General features: G+C 54.4%; 11 protein-coding genes and 1 riboswitch. Of the genes, 5 read left to right on the top strand and 6 right to left on the bottom strand.

The genetic code is table 11. The features are described 5' to 3' along the window. Positions 1 to 58: 58 nt before the first annotated feature. Positions 59 to 1,165, bottom strand: a complete 1,107-nt coding sequence (locus tag RUDLU_RS0120625) for a Gfo/Idh/MocA family protein (protein ID WP_019990327.1) — start codon at positions 1,163 to 1,165, stop codon at positions 59 to 61. A 173-nt stretch (positions 1,166 to 1,338) separates the two neighbouring features. On the opposite strand from RUDLU_RS0120625, the gene RUDLU_RS28910 reads away from it, so the two are divergent. From RUDLU_RS28910 to RUDLU_RS0120610, 3 genes are read left to right on the top strand one after another with little or no spacing between them, the layout of a single operon-like run. Continuing rightward, positions 1,339 to 1,950 (top strand): hypothetical protein, encoded by a 612-nt coding sequence (locus RUDLU_RS28910; RefSeq protein WP_157580305.1) that lies wholly within the window; start codon positions 1,339 to 1,341, stop codon positions 1,948 to 1,950. Positions 1,951 to 1,973: 23 nt separating this feature from the next. After that, complete coding sequence (locus RUDLU_RS0120615; protein ID WP_019990325.1) at positions 1,974 to 2,264, top strand: DUF2752 domain-containing protein; 291 nt, start codon at positions 1,974 to 1,976, stop codon at positions 2,262 to 2,264. Continuing rightward, on the top strand, positions 2,261 to 2,629 hold the full coding sequence (locus RUDLU_RS0120610) for a TM2 domain-containing protein (RefSeq protein ID WP_019990324.1): 369 nt from the start codon (positions 2,261 to 2,263) through the stop codon (positions 2,627 to 2,629). Before RUDLU_RS0120615 ends, RUDLU_RS0120610 begins: the two co-directional genes overlap by 4 nt. A 40-nt stretch (positions 2,630 to 2,669) precedes the next feature. On the opposite strand, the gene RUDLU_RS0120605 is transcribed toward RUDLU_RS0120610, so the two are convergent. Then, complete coding sequence (locus RUDLU_RS0120605; RefSeq protein WP_019990323.1) at positions 2,670 to 6,122, bottom strand: pyruvate carboxylase; 3,453 nt, start codon at positions 6,120 to 6,122, stop codon at positions 2,670 to 2,672. 377 nt (positions 6,123 to 6,499) lie between these two features. Here RUDLU_RS0120605 and RUDLU_RS0120600 point away from each other — a divergent pair, with 377 nt between their 5' ends. Then, the gene (locus RUDLU_RS0120600; protein WP_019990322.1) at positions 6,500 to 7,120 is read left to right on the top strand and encodes an MCP four helix bundle domain-containing protein; all 621 of its coding nucleotides are present in this window, start codon (positions 6,500 to 6,502) and stop codon (positions 7,118 to 7,120) included. Between the two features lies 1 nt (position 7,121). Here RUDLU_RS0120600 and RUDLU_RS27865 read toward each other — a convergent pair whose 3' ends face one another. Then, entirely contained in the window at positions 7,122 to 8,162 is a 1,041-nt protein-coding gene (locus tag RUDLU_RS27865) for a homoserine O-acetyltransferase family protein (protein WP_019990321.1), read from the bottom strand. A 121-nt stretch (positions 8,163 to 8,283) separates the two neighbouring features. Further along, positions 8,284 to 9,579: an O-acetylhomoserine aminocarboxypropyltransferase/cysteine synthase family protein gene (locus tag RUDLU_RS0120590; protein WP_019990320.1), complete on the bottom strand. Its 1,296-nt coding sequence runs from the start codon at positions 9,577 to 9,579 to the stop codon at positions 8,284 to 8,286. Between the two features lie 109 nt (positions 9,580 to 9,688). Next, positions 9,689 to 9,800: riboswitch (SAM riboswitch) on the bottom strand. A 252-nt stretch (positions 9,801 to 10,052) separates the two neighbouring features. Here RUDLU_RS0120590 and RUDLU_RS0120585 point away from each other — a divergent pair. Further along, a complete protein-coding gene (locus RUDLU_RS0120585) occupies positions 10,053 to 10,379 on the top strand; it encodes a DciA family protein (RefSeq protein ID WP_019990319.1) in 327 nt (108 codons plus the stop codon). Here the strand turns inward: RUDLU_RS0120585 and RUDLU_RS0120580 are convergent. Continuing rightward, entirely contained in the window at positions 10,372 to 12,258 is a 1,887-nt protein-coding gene (locus RUDLU_RS0120580; protein WP_019990318.1) for a monovalent cation:proton antiporter-2 (CPA2) family protein, read from the bottom strand. The genes RUDLU_RS0120585 and RUDLU_RS0120580 overlap by 8 nt on opposite strands. Next, the gene (kefF, locus tag RUDLU_RS0120575; RefSeq protein WP_019990317.1) at positions 12,255 to 12,857 is read right to left on the bottom strand and encodes a glutathione-regulated potassium-efflux system oxidoreductase KefF; all 603 of its coding nucleotides are present in this window, start codon (positions 12,855 to 12,857) and stop codon (positions 12,255 to 12,257) included. The genes RUDLU_RS0120580 and kefF overlap by 4 nt, the downstream gene beginning before the upstream one ends. Positions 12,858 to 12,954 lie beyond the last annotated feature (97 nt).

Here is a 12,954-nt window from a genome sequence, read left to right as displayed (position 1 = left end):
GAAAGAAGCGAATTCGCTGTCTTTTCCCTTCCTCCCTTTTCCTTTCTCCTCTATTCCTTTATTTCAAATTAATTGTTCGGCCGGTTTCGGCAGCGCGGTAGATTGCCTGTAGCAACCGAACATCGCGCTTGCCTTCTTCGCCGGTAATGTGGTCGGGCAAAGGCTTGCCTTCCATCAACGTTTTCGATACACCGTCCATGTGGGCCGCCTGATGGTTCACCACGGGCATTTCGATGGGTCCTTTACTGGTGCGCCCTTTGAGCGGGCCATACCCAAAAGCGGGCGACAGCTCAAACCAACCTTTTTCGCAGGATGCGTACAACCGCTCCACGCCGGCCGTGTAGCTGGTTGTTGAGTTGCTCATGGCCCCGCTCGGAAACCGGAACTGCCACGACATGGTCTCTTCTACTTCTTTAAATTTCTGTGGCTCGGTTTTGGCCGAGAACTGAGCGGTTACCGAGATCGGTTCTTCGCCCGTCACGTAGCGGGCGCCCTGAACCGCATAAATGCCCACATCCATCAGCGGCCCACCGCCCGCCATGGCCTTTTTCATCCGCCACTGACTCGGATCGCCAATGCGGAACCCATCGCTGCTTTCCACAAACTTAACGGCCCCAAATACTTTTTGCTGCCCCAGCCGCATCACCTCCTGCGTGAATGGCTCGTAGTGCAGCCGATACCCAACGGCCAACTGCTTGCTGGCTTTTCGGCAGGCATTAATCATCTGGTCGCACTCGGCTTCGGTGATGGCCAACGGTTTTTCGCAGATCACGTGCTTACCCGCCTGAGCGGCCCGCACTACAAATTCGGTGTGCATGGAGTTGGGCAACACCACGTACACAATGTCGATGTCGGGGTTATCGGCAATGCGGTCAAAGTTTTTATAATCGTAGACGTTCGCTTTCGGTATATTGTATTTAGCCATCCACTCATCGGCTTTGGCCGGGGTGCCGGTCACAATACCCGCCAATCGGCAGTACTGTGTTTGTTGCAGAGCGGGAGCCAGCAGATTTTTGCTGTAGTAACCCAGCCCGACCAGTGCGATGCCCAGTTTGCGGGTTTGCAGAGGCTGTCCCAGGGCATCGGTAAGCGCGGGCAAGGTGAGCGCAGCCCCGCCAACGGTCGACAGAAAGTGCCGTCGCGATTGAAAACCAAAATTATTCATGATCGATTTGAAAGCGTTTCGTATCAGAAAGCAGCACCTGAGGCCGCTTTACCTACCCAATTCGGAACCCGGCATTGCCCCGCCCGCTCCATTTTTTGTTGTTCGATAAGATTACCGCCTTGAAGTTCGTTGTACTTTCGATTTTCGAGCGTTCAATGTCGCGTTCCTGCTCTATGAGAAACCCCTTTTTGCTGCTGAGTAGCCTGTTTGTTCTCGTTTGTTTTGCGGCCTGCCAACGGCCCTATGCCCTTGTTCAACGCACACCAGCCCCCCGGTTTACGTCGCCGATGGCCTCGCCTAAACCCGACACCCTAACGCTCAGCCGTACCGACGTTACTGCCACAACGGAATCCGTCACTGAGCTTTCCGAAGAAAATCAGCCTGTAACCGAGCCAGATCCGGCTTTGCTTCTGGCCAGTGCTGCTCCGTTAGTTGCCACCCCGGCCGAACAACGGGCAGCTAACCGGCTGAAGCGGGTCGAGCGGCTGATGCGCGAGTCGAGCCAAGCGGTATCTGAACAACCCCGGCCCCGCCCAAAACCGAAAAGTCAGCTACGACTGGGCAACCGAATCCGGGAATCGCTGGGCCTGCCGCTCCGCGAGGAACTCAACTGGTGGCAGCGCATCGACTGGAAGCTCAAAGCCTCCGTATTTGTGATTTTGGTGGCCATTGTATTCGCTATTCTGAATCTGGGTCAGCTGGCCCTCTTGTTTGGCCTTATCGGAGCCGTGCTGCTGGTACTCGGGTTGAAACGCGCCTTCAAAAAGCGCCGACCCTGGTTGTAAGCGTACCCTAACCTGGAGCCGCCATGACTCGCTTTGGTCGTTATTTCGAACTGTTTGTTTGGGTGGGTGGCCTGTTGTGGCTGGCCTTTTCCGAGGTCGAATCGGCGCATTACTCCGTGTGCGTATTTCGGGCGGCTGGGTTCGAGCATTGCCCCGGTTGCGGGCTGGGGCATGGGGTGAGTCATTTGTTACATGGCCGTTTAGCCGAATCCTGGGCCAGTCATCCGCTCGCCATTCCGGCTCTCCTGATTTTGTTGAATCGTGTGTGGCAACTCGCCAAATTTGACTCAACAAACAAACACCAAATACAATGAACTCCGCAAACCCGAATCCGTTGCTGTACTTACCCGACATGCAACCCGAAGAATTGAACTATATCCAGAGTATCACCCGTGACCTGACTCCCCAGCAACTAGAGCAGTTTGTGTACCTGTATCGTACCAAACGCAAAGATAACCAGACCATTATGATTGTGGCACTGGCCGGATTTGCCGGGTTTGCGGGGATTCACCGGTTTATTCTGGGACAGATCGGGATGGGTATTTTGTATTTTCTGACGCTCGGCTTCTGTGGCATTGGCACCATTGTCGACCTGTTAAACAGTCGTTCGATGACCAACGAATATAATCAGCGACAAGCCTTCGAAAGCCTCCGTATGGTGCAGATGGGCTTCCGCTAAACAAAAAATCCCCGGCTGTGAGGCCGGGGATTTTTTGTTGTTATGCCAATTCCAGTACCCAGTCGTCCTGCTCCACAGTGGTATTTTCTTTTAATACTACCTGCTTCACGGTGCCGGCATTGGGTGCCGATACGATACTCTCCATCTTCATGGCCTCGATCACAAACAGAGGCTGATTCTTCTTCACCACATCGCCGGGCTTCACCAGAATCCGCGTCAGGCGACCCTGTAAGGGCGCCCCTACGTCGCCGGGCTTGCTCACTTTCTGGTTTTGGGCCTTATCTACCTTCAACGATTTGTCGCGCACTTTCACCTGACGGCTTTGACCGTTCAGTTCAAACGTGATCGTCCGCATACCCAGCTCATCGGGCTCCGATTTGAACAGCAACCGAACCAGAATGTTCTTGCCCTCGGCTATCTCAATCAGAATTTCTTCGTTCTCTTTCAGGCCGTACAGGAAAGCGGGCGTCGGGATGATGCTAACGTCGCCATACTCCTGACGCGCCTTGTAGTACTCGTCGTACACCTTCGGGTACATCTGGTACGAGAGGTAATCCGTGAAGCCTTCGTTGCGAGGGTACTTCTGCTGGAACTGCTCAAAGTCAGCATCGAAGTTAATCGGGGCCAGGTGCTCGTTCGGGCGGCCGGTCAGCGGCTCCTCTCCTTTCAGCACCGCTTTCTGGATGTCTTCGGGGAAACCACCGGGCGCCTGACCCAGCAATCCTTTCATCAGCTCCTTCACCGATTCGGGGAATGCCAGCGACTCGCCCCGCTCCAGCACATCCTTAGCGGTCAGGTTGTTGGCGGTCATGAAGATTGCCATATCACCCACTACTTTGGACGAAGGCGTCACCTTCACAATGTCGCCGAATAACTGGTTAACCACCACGTAATTCTTTTTCAGCACTTCGAACTTGTCACCCAGCCCCGTGGCAATGGCCTGTGGTTTCAGGTTCGAGTATTGGCCGCCGGGGATTTCGTTTTCGTACACCTCCGCATTACCGGCCTTCATACCCGACTCAAACGGATAGTAATACTCGCGCACATCCTCCCAGTAGTTGGAGTAGGCATTCAACGAACCCAGGTCGATGGGACATTCGCGCTCGTGACCCTGCATCATGGCCACCACTGAGTTGAAGTTCGGCTGCGAGGTCAGGCCCGAAAGCGCACCCAGAGCGCAGTCGACCACGTCGACACCGGCGTCAATCGCGGTCAGGTAGGTAGCTGCCTGAATGCCCGCTGTGTCGTGCGTGTGCAGGTGTACCGGAATATTCACCGCTTTTTTCAGTTCGCTCACCAAGACCTGGGCGGCCAGCGGCTTGAGCAGGCCAGCCATATCCTTGATACACAAGATATGGGCCCCTTCGTCTTCGAGCTGACGGGCCAGATCCAGATAATACTGGAGGTTATACTTGTGATTTTTGTCGGGGTTGAGCATATCGCCGGTGTAGCAGATAGCTGCTTCGGCGAGTGCGTTGGTTCGCTCACGAACGGCGCGGATGCTCACTTTCATCGCTTCTACCCAGTTGAGCGAGTCAAAAATCCGGAACACGTCGATGCCCGTTTCCCAGGATTTCTCCACGAATTTCTCAATCAGGTTATCCGGGTAAGCCGAGTAACCAACGGCGTTAGAGCCGCGGAAAAGCATTTGGAGCAGCATGTTGGGCATGGCCTCCCGGAAGGCTTCGAGCCGCTTCCAGGGGTTCTCGTGCAGAAAACGCATGGTCACATCGAAGGTAGCCCCGCCCCACACTTCCATCGAAAAGAGCTCAGGGTGATTTTTGGCAAACCCTTCGGCGACTTTCAGCATGTCCTGCGTCCGCACGCGGGTAGCCAGCAACGATTGGTGGCCATCGCGGAAGGTAGTATCCGTGTAAAGAACCGACTTCTGATCGTTCAGCCACTGCACAAATCCCTCCCGACCCAGCTCATTGAGCCGGTCGCGATTGCCTTTCGGATAAGCCCCGTACTGATCGTAAATTGGTACGGCAGGTGTACGGAATACCTTTGTTTTATCAACTTTCTTAACCTCCGGATTACCGTTGACAATCACCTCGGCCAGGTACTTCAACGCCCGCGTTGAGCGGTCGCCGGGGATACGCAGATTAAAAAGTTCGGGATGGCTCTCAATGAACGACACCCGCGCTTCGCCCCGTTGGAAAATGGGGTGGGCAATTACGTTCTGAAGGAACGGAATGTTCGTTTTCACCCCCCGAATCCGGAACTCTACCAACGCCCGCTGCAAGCGTTGCACAGCTCCTTTGAGCGTCCGGCCCCGCGAGGAAACCTTCACGATCATGGAGTCGAAATAGGGCGAAATCTTAACGCCCGGATAGCTACTGCCTTCATCCAGACGGATACCGAAACCAGCCGCGTTGCGGTAGGCGATAATGGTGCCAAAATCCGGTTTGAAACCATTGGCAGGGTCTTCCGTCGTGATCCGGCACTGAATGGCGTAGCCGTTGAGCGGAACCTCGTCCTGATGGTTGATATAGATTCCGTTGTCCGACAGCTTGTAGCCCATCGCGACGAGCAACTGCGTCCGCACAAGGTCGATACCTGTCACTTCTTCGGTAATGGTGTGCTCCACCTGAATCCGGGGGTTCACCTCGATGAAGTAGATATTCTCGTGCTTATCGACCAGAAACTCAACGGTTCCGGCATTGGAGTAGTTAACAGCCCGGCCTATTTTCAAGGCGTACTCGTACAACTTGTTGCGGGTTTCCTGCCGCAGGCCAAACGAAGGGGCCATTTCGACTACCTTCTGAAAACGCCGTTGTACCGAGCAATCCCGTTCGTACAGGTGGATCAGGCTACCGTGTGTATCGCCCAGGAGCTGTACCTCAATATGTTTGGGGTCTTCAATAAATTTTTCGAGGAAGATCGTATCATCGCCAAAAGCATTTTTTGCTTCGTTCTTGGCTTCAGTAAACGCTTTCTCGAAGTCTTCCGCGTTCCGCACCACGCGCATACCGCGACCACCTCCCCCGGCGGCAGCCTTCACCATAATCGGGAAGCCGATCCGGGTAGCTTCTTCCATGGCCCGCTCCGGCGACATGTTTTCCTCCCGCGAATCGGGAATCAGAGGAACATCGGCCGAGGTAGCCAGGTTTTTGGCCCGCACTTTGTCGCCCAGCGCATCCATTGCCTCGGGCGACGGTCCGACGAATACGATACCCTCTTCCCGGCAGCGACGAGCCAGCGTTACGTTTTCTGAGAGGAAACCGTAGCCCGGATGAATAGCGTCGACCTTCTTATGTTTCGCCAGCGCTATGATCCCCTCTACGTCCAGGTAAGGTTTTAGGGGGTCTTCATCACGACCAATCTGATACGCTTCATCGGCTTTATAGCGATGCAGCGAGTAGCGGTCTTCGTAGGTGTACACCGCAACAGTGGTAATTCCCAACTCGGTAGCGGCCCGCATGATGCGGATGGCGATTTCGCCCCGGTTGGCAACAAGCAGGCGGTTAATCGGGCGGATGTAATCCTTCATAGCGCAGGAGTGAAAACGTATAAAGAAGGAAAGAGCGCGCAGGTTTACGAACAAAGAGAGGTGAGTTTTTTTATCACTCTTTCACTCATTCGGCCTCTAGCTCTTTATTTTTCCAAACAGATGGCAAGTTTGTTGAAAATTTGCAAAAAATATCATCCAACAAAAGAATCTTTGGAAAAGGAAATATTTTCAGGAAAAAGTTCAGCGCATCGCTGTACTCAGGTACGGCCAAATTTTAGACATCGAGAGCGGAAATAGTCCTTCATGCAGGCTCTTCGAATAGAACGATCCGGGTATAGACTACAACTTTTCTTTTTTCTTCCCGTTCTGAATGCATACATTTCGCCTATTTCACCTGTCCATCAGCCTTATTTACCATGAAATCTCGGCCCACTACCTTACGGGATATTATACTCTTTGCCAGCTTTTTGGGCCTGATTCTGGTAAGTGTATTCCTGTGTCGGCGCGCCCTGGTCGACATTCACCAGATGACCACATCCATTTACGAAGATCGTTTGGTTCCCACGGCTTTGGTGGTCAACCTGACATCCGCAGTTTACCGCAAGCGAATGATGCTCGAAAGCACTCCACCGGCGGAAGGGGCGCCGACAGTAGCCCTTCAGGAACGGGTCAAAGCCGACAACCGGCGGGTCGATTCGCTCATTACCGACTACGTAAAAACGAAGCTAACCTCTGAAGAAGCCAATCAGCTTCGGTTGTTTCAGCAGCAACTGTCCGACTACAACAAGGCCGAGGCCGAGGCCCTAACCCGTGTATCGACCCAAGCGGCCGATGTGTACTCCAAAACGTTGCTCGATACGTTTGGGCAACTACTCAATTCGCTCAATAAACTGGCCACGCTCCAACTCACCGTGGGCGAAGACGTTCTGGAGCAGGCCCGCGAGAAAACCCGCTATATCCTAATTCTGACAGCCCTCCAGATCGGACTCATTCTGCTGATTGGCAGTATGATGCTGCAACGCAGTGTCGACGAGTAATTTAAGTTGTCAGCACCTTCTCCCCTACTTTCTCGGCTCCCATCCACTTCCGGATTATCTGCGTCAGCGGCCGGAATTCGATCAGAAAACCGTCGTGCCCGTACAACGAGTCGATTTCTTCGTAGACGGCGTTCGGAATATGCCGGGCCAGAAACTGCTGTTCGGCGGGCGGGAACAACACATCAGACCGGATACCAACAACCAGCGTGCGAGCCTTGATCTGTTCCAAAGCTTTCAGGATACTCCCCCGGTTGCGCCCCACGTTGTGCGAATCCATTACCTTCGAGAGCGTCCAGTACGTAAAGGCGTTGAAACGCGACACGAGCTTTTCGCCTTGATATCGCTGATAACCAGCAGCCTTGTAGTTATCCAATTGTTCGTTATTGTCGAGTGCCTGGGTGAACCCGTAGGTATCGTAGTTGCGGTACGAGAGCAGCGCAATAGAGCGGGCCGCTTTCATACCGACAGCCCCCGCATCGGGTCGGCGTTCGGTCCAGGTTGGGTCGGCCTCAATGGCCATCCGCTGCGATTCGTTGAAGGCAATTCCCCAGGGCGAATGCACGGCGTTGGTCGCAATCAGAATGAGGTTTTCGATCAGGCCCGGTTTCAGAATACCCCACTCCACCGCCTGCTGCCCCCCCACAGAGCCACCCAGACAGGTATGAATCCGGTCGATGCCCAGCTCCTGCCGGAGTAAATCGAGCGCATGGACGATGTCGCGGATCGTGATAGCCGGAAAATCGTGGTAAAACGGTTCGTCGGTTTCGGGGTTGATGGAAAGCGGCCCCGTCGACCCGTAACAGGAACCCAGAATATTGGCGCACACCACAAACCACTGCGCCGGGTCGTAGTAGCGGCCCGGCCCTACCATACCATTCCACCAATCGGTCGGGTCGGCATTGCCCGTCAGGGCATGGCATATCCAAATCACGTTGGAACGCTCCTCATTAAGTGTTCCAAACGTAGTATAGGCCAGTCGAAAGCCCGGTAGCGTAGCCCCGGCTTCGAGCGGAAACGAATATTTATAGTCGAAATAATTCAAGAGACAGAAAAGTAAGCAGTGCTCAACGAACAACTAACAGTGAACAACAAACAATAGCGGTAGATTGTCAATCAGAAATTTCACTAACTACTGCTCATTGTTCACTGCTCGTTGTTCGTTGTTAGTTGTTAAAAGCTTGCTCGAAATCGGCTTTAATGTCGTCGATATGCTCAGTACCTACCGATACCCGCAGCAGACCGGGCTCAACACCTGCACTCGCCTGCTCATGCTCGCTCAACTGCTGGTGCGTGGTGGTTGCCGGGTGAATGATGAGCGTTTTTGAATCGCCCACATTGGCCAGGTGGCTCACCATTTTGAGGCTGTTCACAAAGCGGTCGGCGGCTTCTTTGCCTCCTTTCACCTTGAACGTAAACACGCCCCCGAAGCCCCGCTTCAGGTATTTTTTGGCCAGCTCGTGATACGTGCTGCTCGGCAAACCGGGGTAGTTGATGTACTCAACCTGCTCATGCCCTTCGAGCCACTGCGCTAAGGCCAGCGCGTTTTGTACCGTCCGGTCGACCCGCAACGACAGGGTTTCAACGCCCTGCAAGAGCATAAATGAGTTGAACGGGCTGATAGCCGGGCCCCAGTCGCGCAGGCCTTCTACACGGGCTCGAATAATGAACTGAATATTGCCAAACGGCCCACCAACACCAAATACATCGCTGAATACCATGCCATGATACCCCGGTGAGGGCTGGCTAAACTGCGGAAACTTACCATTGCCCCAGTTGTAGTTACCACTGTCGACAATAACCCCGCCAATGCTGGTACCGTGGCCGCCAATCCACTTCGTGGCCGACTCAACCACCACAGCGGCCCCGTGCTCAATGGGCCGGAACAGATACCCACCCGCACCGAATGTATTGTCGACAATCAGGGGCAGGTCATGTTGTTTGGCTACTTCGGCAATGGCGTCGAAATCGGGTATATTAAAACCCGGATTACCAATGGTTTCTATGTATATGGCTTTGGTATTCTCGTCGATTTGCGCGGCCAGGTCTTCGGCGCGGTCACTCTTGGCAAATCGGGCCTCGATACCCAGCCGCTTAAACGACACCTTGAACTGGTTGTAGGTCCCTCCGTAGAGAAACGGCGACGCCACAAAATTGTCGCCCGCGTTGAGGAGGTTGCTCAGTGCGATAAACTGAGCTGCCTGCCCCGAGGCCACTGCCAAAGCGGCTACGCCCCCTTCCAGAGCCGCAATACGCTTCTCGAACACATCCGTAGTGGGGTTCATGATCCGGGTGTAGATGTTCCCGAACGCCTTTAGGGCAAACAGGTCGGCTCCGTGGGCGGAGTCGTTGAAGGTGTACGAAGTGGTTTGGTAGATCGGGACCGCCCGTGAGTTGGTGGTGGGGTCTACCTCCTGGCCTGCGTGCAGTTGCAGGGTGTCGAAGTGCAAGGGTGTTGCCATGCGTTTGTGAATAGATACTGTTGAATGTATAATGTACAACGAATGCCTCAACAGGTCGCAACGACCTTACAATGCCTGAGTCATCAATTGCTGTTCATTATCCATTTGTAACTTATATTTCCCATCAGCGCCTTGCTGTGGGCAGGAATTAGCACCTTGCCGGAGTGGGTAGGTTGCCAGCGATTCGTAGAGCCTGGTCTCTCCTCGCTTCTGTATAAATCAACCATGCGGGCGAACCCGACGGCGCCGGAGTTAGTGGCGCGGTGTTTGACTTGATGGTGCAAGTATAAAGCCTAAATCGGTTGGGCGCAACAGCAACCCGCAATTTCTACAAATCGCGCGGTTGGGCTTGTTGTCGGCACCGGGCGGGTTGGGGCGGTTAAAATTCAGATCAAAAAGGGTGACCCCGCCTATTCCTTGCCGCGGTTGTGTAATTTTGCTCAACGGCCCGCCCGAACGGCTCACTTACCCGTATGAACGATAGTTACCGCTACAACCGAGACAACGCCATTCGCAACCCAGGCACCACTACCGTGAAGGAAGCGATCAACCGCCTGCTGAAACACTATCAGCTACAGTCACGCTTCAACGAGACGTATCTGGAAGCATTCTGGGCTAAAATGATGGGGTCAACGATTGCCTCGCGCACAACCCGGCTGTACGTGAAAGAGCGGATTTTGTACATCGAAATCACGTCGGCCCCGCTTCGGAATGAGCTGGTGAATGCCAAGCATAAAATGGTAGCCCGCATCAATGAAGACATGGGCACGAGCGTGATCGACGATGTCGTGTTTATTTAATACTCTTTACCTCGGCCCGCAACGTTTCGGTGTCCCAACCATCGTTGATCTCTTTCAGCCAGCGGTTTTTCTCGTTAAACTCCATCAATTGCTCAATTTCACGGAGTTGCCGACGCGTGGTGTTGAAGTACATCTTCTCATCGTGCCGCACTTGCGCCAACTCATCCAGATGGGTTAAATCCTGCTTGATAAATAGGTGCGCGGCCCGTTGCGCGTGGTACGCCCTGACGCCCAATTCGCGCAGTACATCAACGCCCATCCGTACGGAAGTGTCCAGCGTTTCGCGGTAGACCCGTGTGTGCGCAACGTTAGCATCAACAAGCTCGTAGGCGTCGGACCAATCCATGGCACGGGCCAGAATCTGAAGGTGCGGAAAGTGTTTACGCACCGTTTCGACCAGTTCAACCGATTGTTCGGTTGTGTCCAGAGCCACCACAATGAGTTTGGCATCGTCGGCACCGGCGGCCCGTAGAAGATCGTAGCGCGAGGCATCGCCATAATACACCTTCAGGCCAATTTTACGAAGCAGGTCTACCCGGTCCGAGTCCATATCCAATACCGTTGTTCCGATGTTATTGGCCCGCAAAAAGCGGCCAACGGTGTTTCCAAACGGACCAAAGCCGGCAATGATGACCGGGTTTTTCTCCTCGACAGTGTCCTCCGTACGATTCGGTTTGTCGCGGGTACCGAAGCGGGGCAAAAGCCAGCGTTCGTTCAGGAGCATCAGCACGGGCGTCAGGGCCATGGTCAACGCGACCGAAGCCGTCAGCAGCCCCACGGTATCGGTCGCCAGAATACCGTTCTGTTGCGCAAACGACAGAAGAACAAAGGCAAACTCACCCACCTGACACAGCGCGAGTGAAAAAATCAGATTCTGATCGGTGCCCAGCTTGAACCGCCCTCCCAGCCCCCACAAAACCGCGGCCTTAAGCACCATGATGGTCAGGACAATACCCATCACTACGCCCACGTTGGCCACAATCAGGGCAATGTCGATAGACGTACCCACCGCGATAAAAAACAGTCCCAGCAATAAGCCCCGAAACGGGTCAATGTCGCTTTCGAGCTCTCGTTTGTATTCGCTGTTGGCCAGTACCACCCCGGCCACAAACGCCCCCAATGCCGGGCTCAGGCCCACCAGCTCCATGAGCAAGGCCACCCCAACAACGAGCAGCAGGGCCGTTGCAATAAACACTTCGCGTAGGCCCGTACCGGCGATAACCCGAAAAATAGGCCGCATTCCGTAACGGCCCAAAGCCACCACGCCCCCTACCGAGCCCACTACCACAAGCACCCGCAACAGGCCCGGCAAGTGATCGACCAGGCTATGGTGACCCTCGGCTCCGGTAGCCGCTATGGGGTAGGTTTGCAGCAAGGGCATCACCGCCAGAATAGGGATCACGGCGATGTCCTGAAACAGCAGTACCGCAAACGCACTCCGACCTGCACTGCTTTCTGTAAGCCCCTTTTCTTTGAGCATCTGCAACACAATGGCCGTAGACGACATAGCCAAAATCATCCCCGTAGCCAGGGCCGGCTGCCAGGCCAGACCTGCCACCATGGCCAGCCCCATACCGCCCAACATAGTGAGTAGTACCTGAAAACCGCCCAGCCCCAAAATGGCCGTGCGCATGCGCCAGAGGAGTTCGGGTTCGAGTTCGAGGCCAATCAGAAACAGCATAATCACCACGCCAAATTCGGCGTAGTGCATCACGTCCTGCCCCTCCGTCCCGATCAACTCCAGTCCGGCCGGTCCAATCAGCACCCCCGCCAGTAAATAGCCCAGTACTGAACCCAGGCCCAGCCGCTTGGCTACAGGTACGCAGACTACGGCAGCGGCCAGATACACAACTGCCTGAATAAGTACAGATTGGCTCATACGATTTGGGAAGGGATGATGTATTCGTTTGTGTACGTGAGTGCGGAGAGTTGTTCGGGTTGGATGCGCCCCTCGCCCAGGCCTGTGAGCAGCGTTCGATAGTACTCCACGTAGCTGTCGGTTTGTTCGGGGGTGATTCGGTGCGTGCCATGAACCACAAACGGAGGCAGGTAGGTCATGTTGCAAAGCACCGCCGTTTGCTCAAAGGGCCGTAAAAATTCCCGAATCGAGAACCGATTAAAACCAGTGGGCTGATAGGCCGTCTGCCCACCGCCCGCCGTGATCACATTCATCATTTTTTTGCCCGTCAGAGCCTTACCCATGCGGCCATACGCCCAGCCGTGCTCCAGCACCAGATCCTCCCACTGTTTGATGATGGGCGGAGCACTGTACCAATAAAACGGGTGCTGCATCAGTACATAATCGTGCGCCAACAGCAAAGCCTGCTCCCGGTCGACGTCAATTTCAAAGTCTGGATACTCCTCGTACAAGTCGTTGACCGTCACAAAGGATAAACCCTCGGTTGCCCGTAATAACGCCTTGTTCACCTGCGACTTTTCCAGAGCCGGGTGGGCAAACAAAATCAGAATGGTCCGCATTGAGTGTTTTCTGTTTCACGTAAAAGTACGATTCCGACTACCTTTGTCCATGTGGTCGACAAAACAATGCGCCAAACCCGGCACGCCAACGCGCCAA

Origin of the sequence: Rudanella lutea DSM 19387, assembly GCF_000383955.1 — a bacterium.
Classification (GTDB): domain Bacteria; phylum Bacteroidota; class Bacteroidia; order Cytophagales; family Spirosomataceae; genus Rudanella; species Rudanella lutea.
This window is presented reverse-complemented; position numbering and strand designations above follow the sequence as displayed.

What these genes read in the sequence shown, in the direction of transcription:
- RUDLU_RS0120625 (WP_019990327.1), bottom strand. Translation starts at nt 1,165, where the DNA reads ATGAATAATTTTGGTTTTCAATCGCGACGGCACTTTCTGTCGACCGTT.
- RUDLU_RS28910 (WP_157580305.1), top strand. Translation starts at nt 1,339, where the DNA reads ATGAGAAACCCCTTTTTGCTGCTGAGTAGCCTGTTTGTTCTCGTTTGT.
- RUDLU_RS0120615 (WP_019990325.1), top strand. Translation starts at nt 1,974, where the DNA reads ATGACTCGCTTTGGTCGTTATTTCGAACTGTTTGTTTGGGTGGGTGGC.
- RUDLU_RS0120610 (WP_019990324.1), top strand. Translation starts at nt 2,261, where the DNA reads ATGAACTCCGCAAACCCGAATCCGTTGCTGTACTTACCCGACATGCAA.
- RUDLU_RS0120605 (WP_019990323.1), bottom strand. Translation starts at nt 6,122, where the DNA reads ATGAAGGATTACATCCGCCCGATTAACCGCCTGCTTGTTGCCAACCGG.
- RUDLU_RS0120600 (WP_019990322.1), top strand. Translation starts at nt 6,500, where the DNA reads ATGAAATCTCGGCCCACTACCTTACGGGATATTATACTCTTTGCCAGC.
- RUDLU_RS0120590 (WP_019990320.1), bottom strand. Translation starts at nt 9,579, where the DNA reads ATGGCAACACCCTTGCACTTCGACACCCTGCAACTGCACGCAGGCCAG.
- RUDLU_RS0120585 (WP_019990319.1), top strand. Translation starts at nt 10,053, where the DNA reads ATGAACGATAGTTACCGCTACAACCGAGACAACGCCATTCGCAACCCA.
- RUDLU_RS0120580 (WP_019990318.1), bottom strand. Translation starts at nt 12,258, where the DNA reads ATGAGCCAATCTGTACTTATTCAGGCAGTTGTGTATCTGGCCGCTGCC.
- kefF (WP_019990317.1), bottom strand. Translation starts at nt 12,857, where the DNA reads ATGCGGACCATTCTGATTTTGTTTGCCCACCCGGCTCTGGAAAAGTCG.